This is a genomic window from Pseudomonas palmensis (assembly GCF_017848315.1).
GTDB classification, from domain to species: Bacteria; Pseudomonadota; Gammaproteobacteria; order Pseudomonadales; family Pseudomonadaceae; genus Aquipseudomonas; species Aquipseudomonas palmensis.
Genome location: NZ_JAFKEC010000084.1, coordinates 1 through 18,674, shown reverse-complemented (window position 1 = coordinate 18,674; position 18,674 = coordinate 1). Strand labels below are relative to the sequence as shown.

The window sequence follows — 18,674 nt, the reverse complement described above, 5'->3', positions numbered from 1 at the left end:
CAGCTGGCCCCCGCCCAGGTGCTGTACGAACCGCGTGCCGACGGCAGCTTCGTGCTCAGCTCGCCCGAGCCGCTGCAACCCTATGCGCGCTGCATCGGCCAGTGGCTGGAACACTGGGCCGAGCAGGCGCCGCAGCGTGCCTACCTGGCCGAACGGCGCGGCGCGGGCTGGTTCAGCCTGACCTACGAGCAGGTGCGCCAGCGCGTCGGCGCCCTGGCCCAGGGCCTGCTGGAACTGGACATCGCAGCCGGCCGGCCGCTGCTGATGCTCTCGGAAAACGACCTGGACCAGGCGCTGCTGACCCTGGCGGCGATGCACGTGGGCATCCCGGTGTCGACCATCTCGGTGGCCTACTCGCGCAATACCGGCAGCGGCTGCGCCAAGCTCAAGGCGATTGTCGAGGTGCTCAAGCCGGGGCTGATCTTCGTCAACGACGGCGATGCCTATGGCCGCGCCATCGCCCTGGTCGACCCGGACTGCCCGGTGGTGGCGGCGCGCAACGCCCAGGAAATCCCCGGTGCGCTGGCCCTGCCGCACCTGTACAAGGGCGAGACCCCGGCGGTGATGGCCGCCTTCGCGCGCCTGGATGGCGACACCCCGGCGCGCTACCTGATGACCTCCGGCTCCACCGGTGCGCCCAAGGCCGTGGTCAACACCCACGGCATGCTCTGCGCCAACCAGCAGGCGATTGCCCAGTGCTGGCGCTTTCTGGAGCAGGGCGAACTGATCGTGCTCGACTGGCTGCCCTGGAGCCACGTGTTCGGCGCCAACCACAACTTCAACCTGGTGCTGCGCAACGGCGGCACCCTGTACATCGACGACGGCCTGCCGGTGCCGGGGCAGATCGACCGCACGCTGGAGAACATCCGCTCGGTCAGGCCCACGCTGTTCTTCAACGTGCCGCGCGGCTACGAGATGCTGCTGCCGCACCTGGAGCGCGACCCGGCGCTGGCCCAGGCCCTGTTCGGGCGCCTGCGCATGCTGTTCTATGCCGCTGCCGCCCTGCCGCAAAGCAGCTGGAGCCGGCTGGTGGCGTGTGCCGGGAAGGTGCGCGACACGCCGCTGTTCTTCGCCACCGAATGGGGCTCCACCGAAACCTCGCCGGTGGTCACCAGCGTGCATTTTGCCGCCGACAAGGCCGGCATCATCGGCCTGCCGGTACCGGGCACCGAGCTCAAGTTCGTGCCGGCCGGCGACAAGCTGGAGATGCGCGTGCGCGGCCCCTCGGTGTTCCCGCGCTACCTGGGCGACCCGGCCAGCACCCTGGCGGCGTTCGATGAAGAGGGCTTCTACCGCATCGGCGACGCCGGGCGCCTGGTCGACCCGGCGCGCCCCGAGCTGGGCGTGCAGTTCGACGGCCGTGTGACCGAGGACTTCAAGCTCAGCAGCGGCACCTGGGTGTCGGTGGGCACGCTGCGCCCACGCCTGGTCAGCGCGCTGGCGCCGTATGCCAGCGACTGCGTGATCGGCGGGCATGACCGCGACATGATCGGCGCGCTGGTCTACCCGTCCCAGGCCCTGCGCGACCTGCTCGGCGCCGAGGGCCAGCACATGAGCGGTGCACAGCTGGCGCTGCAGCCCGAGGTGCGCCTGGCGCTGTGCGCGGGCCTGCAGGCACTGGCCCGGGAATACCCGGCCTCGTCCCAGCATGCCGTGCGCCTGGTGATCCTCGATTCGCCGCCCAGCCTCAACGACGGCGAGATCACCGACAAGGGCTACATCAACCAGCGCACCGCCTTGAGCCTGCGCGCCGAGGCCGTGCAGCGCCTGTACGCCGACAGCCTCGACCCGAGCGTCATCCTCCTCGCCGAAGTCTATGGAGAAGCCGTATGAACCCTGCAAAATTCAATGTCGCCATCATCGGCTCCGGCAACATCGGCACCGACCTGATGATCAAGCTGCTGCGCCACGGCAAGCACCTGAAAATGGCCGTGATGGTCGGCATCGACCCGGCCTCCGACGGACTGGAACGCGCCCGCCGCCTGGGTGTGGCCACCACCCACGAAGGGGTCGAGGGCCTGGCGCGCATGCCCGAGTTCGCCGATATCGACTTCGTGTTCGATGCCACCTCGGCCGGCGCCCATGTACGCAACGACGCCTACCTGCGCGCACGCAAGCCCGGCATCCGCCTGATCGACCTGACCCCGGCAGCCATCGGCCCGTACTGCGTGCCGGTGGTGAACCTGGAGCAGAACCTGGCGCAGTTGAACGTCAACATGGTCACCTGCGGCGGCCAGGCGACCATCCCGATGGTGGCCGCGGTGTCGCGGGTGGCCAAGGTGCACTACGCCGAAATCGTCGCCTCGATTGCCAGCAAGTCCGCCGGCCCCGGCACCCGCGCCAACATCGACGAGTTCACCGAAACCACCTCCAAGGCCATCGAAGCCATCGGCGGTGCAGCCAGGGGCAAGGCGATCATCGTGATGAACCCGGCCGAGCCGCCGCTGATCATGCGCGACACCGTGTTCGTGCTCTCCGAAGCCTGCGAGCAGGCCCGCGTGCAGGCCTCCATCCACGAGATGGCCCAGGCGGTGCAGGCCTACGTGCCCGGCTACCGGCTCAAGCAGCAGGTGCAGTTCGAGGTGATCGAGCCCCAGGCGCCGCTGTTGATCCCGGGCCTGGGCCGCTTCAGCGGGCTCAAGACCTCGGTGTTTCTCGAAGTCGAAGGCGCCGCCCACTACCTGCCGGCCTACGCCGGCAATCTCGACATCATGACGTCCGCCGCGATGGCGACCGCCGAGCGCATGGCCCAGGCCATGGCGCACAACTGAGGATGCCCGCATGACGTTCAATCCCGCCAAGAAGCTCTACATCAGCGACGTGACCCTGCGCGACGGCAGCCACGCGGTGCGCCACCAGTACTCGCTGCAGAACGTGCAGGACATAGCCCGTGCGCTGGACAAGGCCAGGGTCGATTCCATCGAAGTGGCCCACGGCGATGGCCTGCAGGGCTCCAGCTTCAACTACGGGTTTGCCGCCCACACCGACCTGGAGTGGATCGAGGCCGTGGCCGACGTGATCAGCCACGCCAGGATCACCACCCTGCTGCTGCCCGGCATCGGCACGGTGCACGACCTCAAGGCCGCATATGACGCCGGCGCCCGCGTGGTGCGCGTGGCCACCCACTGCACCGAGGCCGACGTGGCCCGCCAGCACATCGAATATGCGCGCGCGCTGGGCATGGACACCGTGGGCTTTCTGATGATGAGCCACATGATCCCGGCCGAGCAGCTGGCCGCCCAGGCCAAGCTGATGGAAAGCTATGGCGCCACCTGCGTGTACATGGCCGACTCCGGTGGGGCGATGAACATGCAGGACGTGCGTGATCGCTTTCGCGCGTTCAAGGCCGTGCTCAAGCCCGAGACCGAAACCGGCATGCATGCCCACCACAACCTCAGCCTCGGGGTCGCCAACTCGATCACCGCGGTGGAGGAGGGGTGCGATCGCATCGATGCGAGCCTGGCCGGCATGGGCGCGGGCGCCGGCAACGCGCCCCTGGAAGTGTTCATCGCCGCCGCCGAGCGCCTGGGCTGGAACCACGGCACCGACCTCTACACGCTGATGGATGCAGCCGACGACATCGTGCGCCCGTTGCAGGACCGCCCTGTGCGGGTCGACCGCGAATCGCTGGCGCTGGGCTATGCCGGGGTCTACTCCAGCTTCCTGCGCCACGCCGAAATCGCCGCGGCGCGCTATGGCCTGAAAACCGTCGACATCCTGGTCGAGCTGGGCAAGCGGCGCATGGTCGGCGGCCAGGAGGACATGATCGTCGACGTGGCGCTGGACCTGCTGGCCGCCGCCGGACGCGCGCAGTGACGGAGGGTACGCACATGAGCTTCACCCTGCAGATCCAGCCGGTCGGCCTGAGCTGCCCGGTCAACGCCGGGCAGAGCGTGCTCGACGCTGCCCTGGCCGATGGCCTGATGCTCAAGCACAGCTGCCGCACCGGCACCTGTGGCAGTTGCAAGGGCCAGGTGCTCAGCGGCGAGGTGGACCACGCCGACAGCCCGCTGGCAGTGCTCAGCGAAGCCGAGCGGGCCCAGGGCCTGGCGCTGTTCTGCTGCGCCAGGGCACGTTCCGACCTGGTCATCGACGCGCCGGAAGTCACCGAGCTGCGCGGCATCGGCATCCAGCAGATGGGCGTGCGCGTGGCCAGCCTAGACAAGGTCAGCCACGACGTGGCGGTGCTGCGCCTGATGCTCGCGCCGGGCGCCGCATTCGCCTACCTGCCGGGGCAGTACGTGCAGGTGCTGCTCAAGGACGGTAGCCGGCGCAGCTACTCGATGGCCACCGCAACGGCGCGCGACAACCAGCTTGAACTGCACATCCGGCACATGCCGGGCGGGGTGTTCAGCGGGCATGTGTTCAATGCGTTGCAGCCCAGGGCGATCCTGCGCATGGAGGGGCCGTTCGGTTCGTTCTACCTGCGCGACAGCCAACGGCCGATGGTATTGCTGGCCAGCGGCACCGGCTTTGCCCCTGTGCAGGCGCTGCTCGAGCAACTGCGCGAGCGCGGCGACAACCGCCGCCCGGTGTACCTGTACTGGGGCGGGCGGCGCCGTGAGGACCTCTACCGGCATGAACAGCTGCTGGCCTGGGAGGCGCAGTTGCCGTGGCTGCGCTACACCCCGGTGCTGTCCGAGCCGGGCCCGGCCTGCGACTGGCAGGGCGCCACCGGCTTCGTGCACCGCCAGGTGCTGCAGGACTTCCATAGCCTCAAGGACTTCGAGGTCTATGCCTGCGGCGCGCCGATCGTGGTCGACTCGGCGCGACGCGATTTCGTCGAGCAGCGGGGGCTGGAGCCCGCGCATTTTCATGCCGATGCGTTCGTGTAGCTCAGGCCGGGCGAGCCCACGCACAGCGGGTGAGTGATGGCGTCACCGTCCTCGGCCCTCAGGGCCCTGGCCGGTGACGCACCCATGCAGCCCGGATACAAAAAGTTACCTTGGGAAAACCCATTCAAATCAACCCATTAGGAAATTTACGGGATTCAGATACAAAAAATTTCAAAACTCCCGTGTACAGCTGAGGAAGGCCAGGGGTAATTTCTCCTACAAGCTGCGCGGTCAACTCTGCAATGGAATGCAGCCTGTAGCATCCCGGATCTTCATGCCTCCACCGGGGTTGCACCTACAACAATAGAGGGAGCTATCCGTGAACTGCATTTTCTGTGCAATCGCCAAGAAAGAAGCACCGGCTGCCGTTGTCTACGAAGACGAGCAGTGCCTGGCCTTTCTCTCGATTCAGCCGATCACTCCTGGCCATGTCCTGGTCATTCCCAAGGCCCACGCAAGCGGCCTGGGTGATATCCCTCCTCAAACCTGTGGCCACATGATGCGTGTGGGTCAACGGATGGCGGCCGCCCTGCGTGAAAGCGGCCTGAGCCTCGAAGAACAGCCCTGTGAAGGTATCAACCTGCTGCTGTGCGATGGCGCAGTGGCCGGGCAGACCGTAGGTCACGCGCACCTGCATGTGCTGGCCCGCTTTGTCGGTGACGGTTTCAACCTGGGTCATGCGGACCTCCCGATCGCCACGCCACAGGTGCTGGGCGAGCGCGCCGAGCAGATCTGCCGAGCCTTGGCCTCGCTACCACCGAACTGACTGCACCTCGCTCTGGTTCAACGGCACGCCCGCCACTAGCGGGTGAGTGTCTGGCTGTGCGCAGCCCGTAAATCAACAACCTATGGCTATCTACGCAAGGAGGCGAAGCTATGTATTGTCCTGTGGAAACTTAAGTCGTGCGCTGGGCTGAGTTGAATACTACAGATCACAATAAGAAGGGATTTCTCATGCCGTCACTCGCCAGTAACAAGGCTGACTTGCCTTCGGCAAGTATGCAGTTGGTAAAGGATGATTCCGCCGGTTCGGCCATCTACAGTTTCTATGATTCAGTCCTCCAGGAGTTGTGCCAGTCTGACAAGGTAAAGGTCAGGCAGGTGGTAACGCCTGCGCAATTCATCGAACTTTCTCGTGCCCGTAGCCGGTTGTATGGGCAGCGCAAGATCTATTACAAGACGCTGTTTGGCAACTCGGTCGACAATACCGTGTGCCTGGATGAATACGACCCGCGTTCCTATGTGTTTGCCTTTTATCATGATGGTGAAATCATCGGCACTCAGCGTATTACGCCGTTCCCTCACGAGTCGGGTGAGTTCATCAGCCATGAACAACTGGTGCAGTTCTCCGGGCCCAACTACGAGCACGAGTGCGTCGAACTTTCGCGCCTGATCGTCGACAAGCATGCCCCGGTCAAGAACGTGGTCAACGGGCTGGCCATGACCGGTGCCTCGCTGGTGGCCCTGCAAGGCGGCTACAAGACGTTCATCACCTATGTGAAGCCACGGCTGGCGCCGAAGTTCGACAGCTTCGTGTTCGACCAGGACGGCATCTTCTTCCAGATCAAGGCCCGTGGCGATCATTACTACGCCCTGTACAAGGGCGATCTGATGCCGTCGGTGACGCCCTTCTTCGGCCTGCCCAGCTGCCCGGCAGACCTGAAGGACGTCGATGACCTGATTCGCCATACCTTGGCCGCCCGTCACGCGAGGCAGTCACTGGCGGGATAAGCATCACACAATAACGACAACATTGAGGTTGATCCAAGATGGAAGCCAGGAACAAAGAAGTGGTCATCGAGTTTTACGAGCGCATGTTTGGTCAGCGTGAACTGGCGGTTGCCGATACCTTGATTGCCGAGGACTACGTGCAGCACAACAACGTGTTCATTCCCCCGCGCCGCGAAGGCTTCAAGACCTACTTCACGCAGTTCTTCAAGACGTTCCCCGAGTCGGGTACCAGTATCGAGCGGGTCTGCGCCGAAGGCGATTATGTCTTCCTGTATGCCAAGCACTGGGCCAAGCACAGGTTCTTCACGGTGAACTACAAGGTGATCGATATCTACCGTGTTGAAAATGGTGTGCTGATGGAACACTGGGACACTATCGAAGGCCTGGGCTTCTTTTCCAAGTTCATCTACATCATCAAGTCCGTGCTGCGCCTGTAACGCTGTATTCGCCTGACCGTATAACACGTGTCATGAACGATTTATCAACACGCCAAGGAAGAGAGTGAAATGACTGAAGTGACCGCGTTTCGCAAAGAGCTCAAAGCCATCTGTGACGCCGAATGGGAAAAGATCAAGGCCGGCCGTTTCTTCCAGATGATGAAGCGTCCCGAACTGCAGCGTGAGCTGTATATCAAGTCGATTGTCCAGGTGTACCACTACACCAAGAACAACGCGATCAACCAGGCGGTGGCGTGCTGGAACCAGGACCACAAGAAGGTAGGCCTGCTGCGTTTCGCGATGAAGCATGCGCTGGAAGAACTGGGCCATGAAAACATGGCGAACAACGACCTGATCGCCATTGGCGTGGACCCGTCGGAGTTCGAGAAACCGATGCTGCCGGCCACCGAGGCGTTCTACGGCTACCTGGACTTCGTTTCCGTATGCCGCGGCATCATTCCGCGCCTGGGCTACAGCTTCTGGGCCGAGGACTGCTATGAGCACCTCGAACCCCTGATGGACGTGTGCAAGAACCATCTCAAGCTGACCGACCAGCAACTGACCTTCTTCGTCGCCCACGCGATCATCGACGAGAAGCACTCCGAGCAGGTCAACGCCGCCATCGACCGCTGGGTCGTGACCGACGAAGAAAAAGAGGCGGTCAAGCAAGTGGCCCGCACCACGGTCTACCTGATGGGCAAGATCCTCGAGTCGGTCGCCGACGAGTTCTGATTGATCGGCACCAGGCGTCCTCGCGCACCCCGCTGCGCGAGGACTTTTTCACATGGCGTGCACAACAATAAAAACGATTGGCTGGTCATGGCGTTTGTCGAACCGCCTGGCGGCCACGGTCAATCCACCAGGAGGTGCCATGAGTAGTAATAGCGACATGATTACCTGGGGCATGATGCTGCGCAAAATTCCCTCGATCACTCGGGCCATTCCTCGGCTCGTCAGGGGCCTCAAGGTTTCCAAACTCAAGGCCGATCAGCCCTGTGGCCTGGGCTGGGCCTTCGAACAGGCGGTTGCGCGCAACCCTCAAGGGCCGGCGCTGCTCTACAAGGACACGCGCTTCAGTTACGAACAGGTCAACCAGTGGGCCAACCGTTTCGCCCACTACCTGCTGGCCCGTGGCCTGAAAAAAGGCGATGTGGTAGGCATCTTCATCGAGAACCGCCCCGAATTGCTGGTCAGCGTACTGGCCGTGAGCAAGATCGGCGGCATCTGCGCCATGCTCAACACCTCGCAGACCAACAACGTGCTGATCCACAGCCTGGGCCTGGTCAACCCGTCGGCGATCATCGTCGGCCAGGAGCTGGTGCCATCGTTCGAGGCGGTGCGCGACGAGGTGGCCATCGACAGGCAGCGCACCTTTTTCCTGGCCGACACCGACACCACGCGCGATGCCGGCACCGCCCCCGAGGGCTACGTCAACCTGACCCTTGCCAGTCAGGGGCACGCTACGGCCAATCCGGCGACTACCCAGCAGGTCTACCTCGACGACGCCTGCTTCTACATCTATACCTCCGGCACCACCGGCCTGCCCAAGGCCGGGGTGTTCAAGCATGGGCGCTGGATGAAGGTCTACGGCAGCTTCGGCATGATCGCCCTGGACATGCGCCCCGATGACATCGTCTATTGCACCTTGCCGCTGTATCACGGCACCGGCCTGTGCGTGAGCTGGGGTTCGGCATTGGCCGGTGCCTCGGGCTTCGCCATCCGCCGCAAGTTCAGCGCCAGCCAGTTCTGGGAAGACACGCGCAAATTCAAGGCCACCACCATCTGCTACGTCGGTGAACTGTGCCGCTACCTGATCGATCAGCCTGCGGCCGGCAACGATGGCGACAACCCGGTGGTGAAGATGATCGGCAACGGCCTGCGTCCGGGCGTGTGGCTCGACTTCAAGAAACGCTTCAACATCGAGCGGGTCTGCGAGTTCTACGCCGCCAGTGACGGCAACATCGGCTTTACCAACATCCTCAATTTCGAGAACACCATCGGCTTTGCCATCAACGCCTGGTCGCTGGTGGAGTACGAACACGACACCGGCGAACCGCGGCGCAACGCCGACGGATTCATGCAGAAGGTCGGCAAGGGCGGTCAGGGCCTGTTGCTGGCCAAGATCGACGACGACGCCCCGTTCGATGGCTACACCGACCCGGAGAAGAGCAAGAAGGTGGTGCTCTACGACGTGTTCGAAAAGGGCGACCGCTACTTCAACAGCGGCGACCTGATTCGCGATATCGGCTTTGGCCATGCCCAGTTCGTCGACCGCCTGGGGGACACCTTCCGCTGGAAGGGCGAGAACGTCTCCACCACCGAAGTCGAGAACATCATGGTGCAGCACCCCCACATTGCCGAAGCCGTGGCCTACGGGGTGGAAATCAAGAACACCAACGGTCGCGCCGGGATGGCCGCCATCACCCCGTCGGCGCCGCTGGAGCAGCTGGATTTCTGCGACCTGCTGCGCTTCGTCAAGAGCCAGATGCCTCACTACGCGGTGCCGATGTTCTTGCGCGTCAAGACCTGCATGGAAACCACCGGCACCTTCAAGTACCAGAAGACCAAGCTCAGAAGCGAAGCCTTCGACCCCAGCCAGACCGGCGAAGACCCGGTGTATGCCTGGCTGCCGGGCACCGAAACCTACGTGCGGGTGACCGATCAGGTGCTGCAGGACATTCATGGCGGCAAGTTCCGCTACTGAAGGGCGACCGCGCCAGCGGCGCACCGCAAGGCCTGCCTGCATGCATGCGCAAGGCTGCTCACTGGAGCGGGCGGCCTTGCGTCCCACTTTCAGCTTCACTGCCCTGCAACTTCTGCCTGCCGGATCCTGCAGCAGCCCGTCGTGACCCCCACCGCTTGATTGCGCGCCTGATGCTCTGCCCCTTGCGGTACAGGGCATTCCGGAGTACAGCTGATGGCAGGATGCCTTCAGTTGTGGCATCGCAGGAGCGTTTCATGATGTCGACCCCCTTACTGCCGGTGCCGCTGCCGCACAAGCGTGACGTGCGCCTGGCCGTGCTGCTGTTGCTGGTGATCTGCGTATCGCTGGCATCGCTGACGGCCTGGAAGATATGGGCTGCACGTCAGCGCGCGCTGAACGAGGTTCAGGTACACAGCCTCAACCTGACCCAGGCACTGGACACCTATGCCGAGGGCATCATCCGCCAGAGTTCGATGATGCTGCTGGGCCTGAGCGAGCGGCTCGAAGTCGATGGCGGCGGGCCGCAGCAACTGGCGCGCCTGGCCGGGCTGGTGGAGGAGCAGAACGAACTGCTGACGCAACTGCATGGGCTGACCATCTATGGCCCGACGGGCGAATGGCTGATGTCGACCAACGGCCCGATTCCGGACGGTGCGAACAGCGCCGACCGCGAGTTCTTCATCCACCATCGCGACAACCCGTCCCGCGAGGTGTTCATCGGCCCGCCGATCCGCAGCCGCTCCACCCAGGACTGGGTGATCACCGTCAGCCGGCGTTTCGAGCAGCCCGGAGGGCAGTTCGCCGGGGTGATCGCGGTGACCCTGGGGGTGGAGAACTTTCTGCGCCTGTTCGGCAAGATCGACGTGGGCAAGGACGGTGCGATCGCGCTCACCTACACCAGTGGGCGCATCCTGGTGCGCTACCCGTTTCGCGAGCAGGACATGGGCCGCGACTTTTCCCGGTCGCCGATCTACACCCGCTACCTGGTGGAAAACTCGGTGGGCACGGCTTCGTTTGCCTCGAGCCTGGATGGGGTGGAGCGCCTGTATGCGTTTCGCAAGAACGAGCACCTGCCACTGGTGACCACCGTGGCCATCGGCAAGCGCGAGGCCCTGGACGCCTGGCGCATGGAAGCGTGGCTGACGGTGGGGCTGGTGCTGGCGTTGCAGGGGGTGATTGCGGTGATTGGCCGGCTGCTGATCCGCGACATGCGCCATCGTGCCGAGATGGATGCGCAGCTGCTGGTGGCGCGCGAAGAACTGCTGGCCACCAACCGGCAGCTGGCGGTGCTGGCCACCCACGACACGCTCACCGGGCTGGCCAACCGCCGGCGTTTCGACGAGGTGCTGGTCAGCGAAGTGCGGCGTGCCCAGCGCGAGGCCCAGCCGCTGGCGTTGCTGCTGATCGATATCGATCATTTCAAACGCTTCAATGACGCCTACGGGCACATTGGCGGTGACGAATGCCTCAAGGCGGTGAGCGCCTTGCTGCGCGAGTGCGTGCGCCGCCCGACGGATGTGGTGGCGCGTTATGGCGGGGAAGAGCTGGCGATGGTGCTGCCCAATACCGAGGTGGCGGGCGCGTTGGTGGTGGCCGAGACGGTGCTGGCGCGGTTGGCCGAGCTGAACATAGTGCATGCTGGCAGCCCGTTCGGGCGGGTGTCGGTGAGTATCGGCGTGGCAGGCATGGCGGGGCAGGGCGAAACGCCCCTGACGCTGGTGGCGGCGGCCGATCAGGCGCTGTATGCGGCCAAGGCGGCGGGGCGTAATCGGTGTGTGGTGTTCGAGGGGGGCGGTGCCGCCCATCGCGGGTCAAGCCCGCTCCCACAGGGGTAGCGCAAGCCTCTGTAGAAGCGGGCTTGGCCCGCGAAGAGGCCCTCACAGACGACACAAAAGCCTTATTGCCCCAACCACTGCGGCGTATTGAAGTTGCTCAGGCGCCGGTCCTCCTCTGCACACTCCACCGCCTGCAACGGATGCTCCAGCAACGCCCGCAGCAGGCTGCGCTCACCGGCCTGCCATGCCGCCTGCAAGCTCGCCTGCTGGCGCACCGGGATCACGCAGAACATCGGCTGCCACTGCTGGCCCTGGCGCACCATCGCCGCGCAGTCCCCGGTGACCGCCACGCTCAGCAACTGCTCGAGCAACCCGCGCTCGATCAGCGGTGCATCACACGCCAGCACCACCAGCCAGGCATGCCGCGCCACCGCAAGCCCGGCCAGCACCCCGGCCAGCGGCCCGGGAAACCCAGGCTCGGCATCGCCCACCAACTGGTCGGCAAACGCCCGATAGGCGTGCTGGTTGCGATTGCAGGAAAGGATCAGGTCATCGCTCAGGTCACGTACCACGGCGTGCACGTGCGCGATCAGCGGGCGGCCCTGCCAGGACAGCAGGCCCTTGTCCTGCCCGCCCATGCGCTGGCCACGGCCGCCGGCCAGCAAAAGAATGGAGCAGGGGGGAAGTACGGCGGCGGTCATTGCAAGGTTCCAGTCCATAAGCGGGCTAGCACCATCCCATGACCGCCGCGCGGCTGTCCATCAGCTTTGTTCGACCACCGCAGGGTCGGCCTGGGCGTCACGCCGGCGCCAGCCGGTCACGCGCATCACCACCACGAAGAACACCGGCACGAACACGATCGCCAGCGTGGCGCTGAGCATGCCGCCGATCACCCCGGTGCCGATGGCCTGCTGACTCGCCGAGCTGGCGCCGGTGGCAATCGCCAGCGGCACCACGCCCAGGATGAACGCCAGCGAGGTCATCACGATGGGCCGCAGGCGCAGGCGCGCGGCCTGCACGGTGGCCTCGACCAGGTCATGCCCTTCGTCCACCAGGCTCTTGGCGAACTCGATGATCAGGATCGCGTTCTTCGCCGACAGGCCGATCAGGGTGATCAGGCCGACCTTGAAGAACACATCGTTGGGCATGTCGCGCAGGGTCACCGCCAGCACCGCACCGAGCACGCCCAGCGGCACCACCAGCAGCACCGAGGTAGGGATCGACCAGCTTTCGTACAGCGCCGCCAGGCACAAAAACACCACCAGCAGCGACAGCGCCATCAGCATCGGTGCCTGCGCCCCGGACAACTGCTCCTGCAGCGACAGCCCGGTCCATTCCAGGCCAAAGCCCAGCGGCAGGGCATCGACCAGTCGCTGCACCTCGGCCATCGCCGCGCCCGAGCTGTAGCCCGGTGCCGGCTCGCCCGACACGGCAATGGCCGGGTAGCCGTTGTAGCGGGTCAGTTGCACCGGCCCCGATACCCACTGCGCCTGGGCGAAGGCCGACAACGGCACCATCTTGCCGCTGGTGTTGCGCACGTGGATCTTGAGCAGGTCCTCGACCTGGCTGCGCTGGTCGCCCTCGGCCTGCACCACCACCCGCTGCATGCGGCCCTGGTTGGGGAAGTCGTTGACGTAGGTCGAGCCGATGGCCGTGTTGAGCACCGTGCCGATGTCGTCGAACGACACGCCCAGCGCGTTGGCCTGCTTGCGGTCGATCAGCAACTGCACCTGCGGGCTTTCGGCCAGGGCGCTCTCGCGCACGTTGGCCAGCACCGGGCTTTTCGCGGCCTCGGCCAGCAACTGGTCACGCGCCGCCATCAGCCCGGCATGGCCCACGCCGGCACGGTCCTGCAGGCGGAACTCGAAACCGGTCGAGGTGCCCAGGCCATCCACCGAGGGCGGCAGCACCGCATAGGCCACCGCGTTCTTGAACTGGCTGAAGGCGATGTTGGCGCGCTCGGCGATGGCCTCGGCGCTGTCCTTTGCGGTGCGCTCGGACCAGTCCTTGAGCGTGGTGAACACCAGCGCCGCGTTCTGCCCGCTGCCCGAGAAACTGAAGCCCAGGATCACCGTGGTGTTGCCCACGCCAGGTTCGCCTGCGCTGTGCGCCTCGATCTGCTCGGCCACCTGCACGGTACGGTTGCGGCTGGCGCCGGGCGGCAGCTGCACGTCGGTGATGGTGTAGCCCTGGTCTTCGGTGGGCAGGAACGAGGAGGGCAGCTGGCTGAAGGTCCAGCCCAGCGCCACCAGCAGCAGGCCATACACCACCAGGTAGCGGCCGCTGCGCTGGATCGCGTGCATCACCCAGCGCTGGTAGCCGTTGCTCATGCCTTCGAACTTGCGGTTGAACCAGCCGAAGAAACCGCGCTTGACGTGGTGTTCGCCCTTGGCGATCGGCTTGAGCAGGGTGGCGCACAACGCTGGGGTCAGGCTCAGGGCAAGGAACGCCGAGAACAGGATCGATACCGCCATCGACGCCGAGAACTGCTGGTAGATCACCCCCACCGAGCCCTGCATGAACGCCATCGGCACGAACACCGCCACCAGCACCACGGTGATGCCGACGATGGCGCCGCTGATCTGCTGCATGGCCTTGCGCGTGGCTTGCTTGGGCGGCAGGCCTTCCTCGGCCATGATCCGCTCGACGTTCTCCACCACCACGATGGCGTCGTCCACCAGGATGCCGATGGCCAGCACCATGCCGAACAGGGTCAGCACGTTGATCGAGAAGCCCAGCGTCAGCATCACCGCGAAGGTGCCCATCAGCGCCACCGGCACCACCAGGGTCGGGATCAGCGTGTAGCGGATGTTCTGCAGGAACAGGAACATCACCAGGAACACCAGCACCATGGCCTCGATCAGGGTGTTGATCACCTGTTCGATGGACACCTTGACGAACGGCGAGGTGTCATACGGGATGTCGTACACCGCCCCGGGCGGGAAGTAGCGCGACAGCTCGTCCATCTTGGCCTTGACCAGGGTTGCGGTCTGCATGGCGTTGGCACCGGGCGCCAGCTGCACGCTGAAGGCGGTGGACGGCTTGCCGTTCAGGCGCGTGCCGTACTGGTACTCCTGGGCGCCGATCTCGACCCGCGCCACATCACCCACGGTGACCCGCGAGCCATCCGCATTGGCGCGCAGCACGATGTCGGCGAACTCCTGGGGCGTCGACAGCTGGCCCTTGATCAGCACGTTGGCAGTGATTTCCTGGGTGGGGCTGCCGGGCAGGTCGCCGATGCTGCCAGGGGCCACCTGGGCGTTCTGCGCGGCAATCGCAAGGTTCACATCCTCGGGGGTGAGGTTGAAGCCGATCAGCTTCTGCGGGTCGAGCCAGATACGCATGGCGCGTTCCGAGCCATACAGCTGCGCCTTGCCCACGCCCGGTACGCGGCGCACCTCGTTCATCACGTTGCGCGCCAGAAAGTCGCTCAGCGCGGTTTCGTCTAGGCGGTCATCGTCGGCGGTCAGGGTCACCAGCATCAGGAACCCGGTGGAGATCTTCTCCACCTGCAGGCCCTGCTGGGTCACCGCCCGCGGCAGGCGCGACTCGACGATCTTCAGGCGGTTCTGCACATCGACCTGGGCCAGTTCCGGGTTGGTGCCCGGCTGGAAGGTCGCCGTTACCGTGGCGCTGCCCAGGCTGCTGGTGGACTGGAAGTACAGCAGGTGATCGGCGCCGTTGAGCTCCTGCTCGATCAGGCTGACCACGCTCTCGTCCATGGTCTGCGCCGAGGCACCGGGGTATACCGCGTACACCTCGATCTGTGGCGGCGCCACGTTGGGGTACTGGGCCACCGGCAACTGCGGGATGGCCAGCGCACCGCCGAGCAGGATGAACAGCGCGACCACCCAGGCGAACACCGGGCGGTCAATAAAGAACTGCGGCATGGATCAGGGCCTCACTGGGCGGTGGTCTGGGCGATGGGGGCAGCCGTGTCGGTGGCGGGGGTCACGCTCACCTGGTCACCCACCTTCACGTGCTGCAGGCCTTCGGTGACGATGCGATCGCCCGGGGCCAGGCCCTCGGTGACGATCCAGCGGTCCTGCTGCACGCTGCCCAGCACCACGGCGCGCTCGCTCACGCGCTGCTCGGCGTCCACCAGCAGCACCCGCGGCAGGCCCGCGCTGTCACGCAGGATGGCCTGCTGCGGCACGCTGATGCCCTTGGGCTGCACCGCTTGTTCCAGGCGCACGCGGATGAAGCTGCCGGGCAGCAGGTCCAGGTCGGGGTTGGGGAACTCGCTGCGCAGGGTGATCTGGCCGGTGCTCGGGTCCACGCTGATGTCGGAGAACAGCAGCTTGCCCGCCAGCGGGTAAGGGGTGCCGTCATCCTGGATCAGCGTGGCGCGGGCCTGGTCCTGGCCCACCTGCTTGAGCTCGCCGGCACGCAGGGCACGGCGCAGGGCGTTGATCTCGCGGGTCGACTGGGTCAGGTCGGCATGGATCGGGTCGAGCTGCTGAATGATCGCCAGCGGGGTCGATTCGTTCTGCCCCACCAGCGCGCCCTCGGTCACCAGGGCACGGCCCACGCGCCCGGAAATCGGCGCGGTCACGGTGGCATAGCCCAGGTTCAGGCGCGCACGCTCGAGCGCGGCCTTGGCCGCTGCCACTTCGGCGTCGGCCTGCATGGCGGCGGCGCGGGCGTTGTCATGCTCCTGGCGGCTGATCGCGTCGATCGAAATCAGCTCGGCGTAGCGCTGGTCCTGCAGGCGCGCCTGAAAGCGCGTGGCCTCGGCCTTGGCCAGGTTGGCGCGGGCGCTGTCGTAGTCGGCCTTGAACGGTGCCGGGTCGATGCGAAACAGCACGTCGCCCTGTTTCACGTCGCTGCCCTCACGGTACACCCGCTTGAGCACCACCCCGGCCACCCGCGCGCGCACCTCGGCAATGCGTGGCGCCAGGATGCGCCCCGACAGCTCCGTGCTGATGGCCAGGGGTTGCTCGCGCACGGTTTCGACGCTGACGGCGGGCTTGGGGGCTTGTTCTTCGGCGGGCGGCTTGCTGTCGCAGCCGGCCAGGGCCAGGCTCAGCAGCAACAGGGGCGCCAGGGTACGCAGACGGACGGGGCTTGAACTGGGCATGCGGATCTTCCATAAATGACCCGGCAATGCTAAGGCAGCCGCGCTACAGGCAGTTGTTAAGCTATGTAGGGCGAGTGTGAAAAAGTGTGAAGAATTTCGCGACCTGCGAATAAGCGCTATATCCTGCCTGACTTTCCCGGCCTTTCAAACTACCCATGCCCACTATCCTTCTGGTCGAAGACGACTGCGCCCTGAGCGAACTGATCGCCAGCTACCTGCAACGCAATGGTTTCAGCGTCAGCGTGATTGCGCGGGGGGACCACGTGCTGGAAGAGGCGCGGCGCAGCAAACCCGACCTGGTGATCCTCGACCTGATGCTGCCGGGCCTGGACGGCCTGCAGGTGTGCCGACAGCTGCGCGCCGACTCGCTGCTGCTGCCGATCCTCATGCTCACCGCCCGCGACGACAGCCACGACCAGGTGCTGGGCCTGGAGATGGGCGCCGACGACTACGTCAGCAAGCCGTGCGAGCCGCGCGTGCTGCTGGCGCGGGTGCGGACCCTGCTGCGGCGCAGCAGCATCAACGAGCCGCATCTCGAGAGCGACCTGATCGTGATCGGCGGGCTGCGCATCGACCTGGCCGAACGCACCGTGCTGTGGCGCGACCAGACGGTGGAGTTGTCCAGCGGCGAGTTCAACCTGCTGGTGGTGCTGGCGCGCAATGCCGGCAGCGTGCTCAGCCGCGACTGCATCCTGCAGCAGTTGCGCGGCATCGAGTTCAACGGCACCGACCGCTCGGTGGACGTGGCCATATCCAAGCTGCGGCGCAAGTTCGACGACAGCGCCGGCGAGGCGCGCAAGATCAAGACGGTGTGGGGCAAGGGCTACCTGTTCAGCCGAGTCGAGTGGGAATTCTGAGGAGCGGCCACGGCCATGCTGAAAATTCTGGTACGCCTGTATCTGGTGACCATCGTCGCGTATGCCGGGTCGATCTTCCTGATCCCCGAACTGATCCTGCATGTGTTCCATGACCGCTACATCGCCTACAACCAGGACCAGGCGCGGGGCGTGCAGCGCCTGATCGTCAACCAGTTCCACCTCAAGCACCGCGACAGCTGGCCCCAGGTGGCCGAGGCGCTGAACACCGATTTCGCCCCCCTCAGCATCGAGCTGCGCCGGCGCGCCGACCTGGACCTGAACGCCGAGGAGCAGGCGCACCTGCAGGCCGGCCAGTACGTGGTGCGCCTGGGGGAGTGGGGCTATTACGAAACCGCCCTGGCGCCGCTGGACAGCGAGTGGATGGTGGTGCTGCGCAACCCGCCGGACCCGGCGGACATCTACCTGCTGTCGTGGGGCATCACCGTGCTGATCGGTGCGGCGCTGCTGGGCTGCCTGCTGTTCTGGGTGCGCCCGCACTGGCGTGACCTGCAGCGGCTCAAGGCCACGGCGCAGCGCCTGGGCGAAGGCAACCTGGCGGAGCGCACGCTGATCTCGCCACGCTCGAACATCGGCGCGTTGGCCAAGGTGTTCGACACCATGGCGGCGGATATCGAATGCCTGCTGACCCAGCAGCGCGAGTTGCTCAATGCGGTGTCGCATGAGCTGCGCACGCCGCTGACCCGCCTGGATTTCGGCCTGGTGCTGCTGTACGACGAAATGCCCCCGGCCAGTCGCAAGCGCCTGCTGGAACTGGTGGGGCACGTGCGCGAGCTGGATGCGCTGGTGCTTGAGCTGCTGTCGTACAACCGCTTGCAGAATGGCCAGGGTGGCGAGCGGGTGGAGGTGGCGCTGCCCGAGTTCGTCGACAGCATCCTGGGCAGCTATGCCGAAGAGCTGGATGGGCGCGGGGTGAGCCTGGAGGTGCGTGCCGAGCCGGATCTGCCGCGCTTTGTGCTGGACCCGCGGTTGACGGCGCGGGCGGTGCAGAACCTGATCCGCAACGCCATGCGTTATTGCGGGCAGCGCATCCTGCTGCGCCTGAGCGTGGATGCCAAGGGCGCGTGCGTGCTGACCGTCGAGGATGACGGCATCGGCATTCCGCAGGAGGAGCGCGAGCGCATCTTCCAGCCGTTCTACCGCCTGGATCGCAGTCGGGACCGTGCCACGGGCGGGTTTGGCCTGGGGTTGGCGATCAGCCGTCGGGTGATCGAGGGGCAGGGTGGCACCCTGACGG

At 65.4% G+C, this 18,674-nt stretch carries 15 protein-coding genes; 12 read left to right on the top strand and 3 right to left on the bottom strand.

What is annotated here, in order from left to right; all coding sequences use genetic code 11:
• The 10 genes from JZZ72_RS26150 to JZZ72_RS26105 form a co-directional block, all read left to right on the top strand.
• Positions 1-1,833: feruloyl-CoA synthase (locus JZZ72_RS26150; protein WP_210015401.1), on the top strand; the 1,833-nt coding region annotated here is incomplete at its 5' end.
• The gene (locus JZZ72_RS26145) at positions 1,830-2,771 is read left to right on the top strand and encodes an acetaldehyde dehydrogenase (acetylating) (protein ID WP_043859792.1); all 942 of its coding nucleotides are present in this window, start codon (positions 1,830-1,832) and stop codon (positions 2,769-2,771) included. The genes JZZ72_RS26150 and JZZ72_RS26145, both read left to right, overlap by 4 nt.
• A gap of 10 nt (positions 2,772-2,781) precedes the next feature.
• Positions 2,782-3,816 carry a 4-hydroxy-2-oxovalerate aldolase gene (dmpG, locus tag JZZ72_RS26140; RefSeq protein WP_043859793.1) on the top strand — a complete coding sequence of 345 codons (1,035 nt, stop codon included), beginning with the start codon at positions 2,782-2,784 and terminating at the stop codon, positions 3,814-3,816.
• Positions 3,817-3,830: 14 nt separating this feature from the next.
• Entirely contained in the window at positions 3,831-4,835 is a 1,005-nt protein-coding gene (locus tag JZZ72_RS26135; protein ID WP_058541172.1) for a CDP-6-deoxy-delta-3,4-glucoseen reductase, read from the top strand.
• 319 nt (positions 4,836-5,154) lie between these two features.
• Positions 5,155-5,601 (top strand): HIT family protein, encoded by a 447-nt coding sequence (locus JZZ72_RS26130; protein WP_058541171.1) that lies wholly within the window; start codon positions 5,155-5,157, stop codon positions 5,599-5,601.
• Between the two features lie 335 nt (positions 5,602-5,936).
• Positions 5,937-6,566, top strand: coding sequence for an N-acyl amino acid synthase FeeM domain-containing protein (locus JZZ72_RS26125; protein ID WP_229589306.1), 630 nt, complete (start codon positions 5,937-5,939; stop codon positions 6,564-6,566).
• A 38-nt stretch (positions 6,567-6,604) separates the two neighbouring features.
• Positions 6,605-7,003, top strand: a complete 399-nt coding sequence (locus JZZ72_RS26120; protein WP_043859797.1) for a nuclear transport factor 2 family protein — start codon at positions 6,605-6,607, stop codon at positions 7,001-7,003.
• Positions 7,004-7,072: 69 nt separating this feature from the next.
• Complete coding sequence (locus tag JZZ72_RS26115; protein WP_210015400.1) at positions 7,073-7,735, top strand: iron-containing redox enzyme family protein; 663 nt, start codon at positions 7,073-7,075, stop codon at positions 7,733-7,735.
• Positions 7,736-7,874: 139 nt separating this feature from the next.
• Entirely contained in the window at positions 7,875-9,707 is a 1,833-nt protein-coding gene (locus JZZ72_RS26110; RefSeq protein WP_043859799.1) for a long-chain-acyl-CoA synthetase, read from the top strand.
• A gap of 254 nt (positions 9,708-9,961) precedes the next feature.
• On the top strand, positions 9,962-11,542 hold the full coding sequence (locus JZZ72_RS26105; RefSeq protein ID WP_236066340.1) for a sensor domain-containing diguanylate cyclase: 1,581 nt from the start codon (positions 9,962-9,964) through the stop codon (positions 11,540-11,542).
• A gap of 62 nt (positions 11,543-11,604) precedes the next feature.
• Here the strand turns inward: JZZ72_RS26105 and mobA are convergent, their stop codons facing one another.
• From mobA to JZZ72_RS26090, 3 genes are read right to left on the bottom strand one after another with little or no spacing between them, the layout of a single operon-like run.
• A complete protein-coding gene (gene mobA, locus JZZ72_RS26100) occupies positions 11,605-12,183 on the bottom strand; it encodes a molybdenum cofactor guanylyltransferase MobA (RefSeq protein WP_043859686.1) in 579 nt (192 codons plus the stop codon).
• A gap of 60 nt (positions 12,184-12,243) precedes the next feature.
• Entirely contained in the window at positions 12,244-15,372 is a 3,129-nt protein-coding gene (locus JZZ72_RS26095) for an efflux RND transporter permease subunit (protein ID WP_058541170.1), read from the bottom strand.
• Between the two features lie 11 nt (positions 15,373-15,383).
• Positions 15,384-16,562, bottom strand: a complete 1,179-nt coding sequence (locus JZZ72_RS26090) for an efflux RND transporter periplasmic adaptor subunit (RefSeq protein ID WP_043859688.1) — start codon at positions 16,560-16,562, stop codon at positions 15,384-15,386.
• 155 nt (positions 16,563-16,717) lie between these two features.
• Between JZZ72_RS26090 and JZZ72_RS26085 the strand changes: the two genes are divergently transcribed.
• Positions 16,718-17,419, top strand: a complete 702-nt coding sequence (locus JZZ72_RS26085) for a response regulator transcription factor (RefSeq protein WP_058541169.1) — start codon at positions 16,718-16,720, stop codon at positions 17,417-17,419.
• A gap of 15 nt (positions 17,420-17,434) precedes the next feature.
• Positions 17,435-18,674: ATP-binding protein (locus JZZ72_RS26080; protein WP_210015399.1), on the top strand; the 1,240-nt coding region annotated here is incomplete at its 3' end.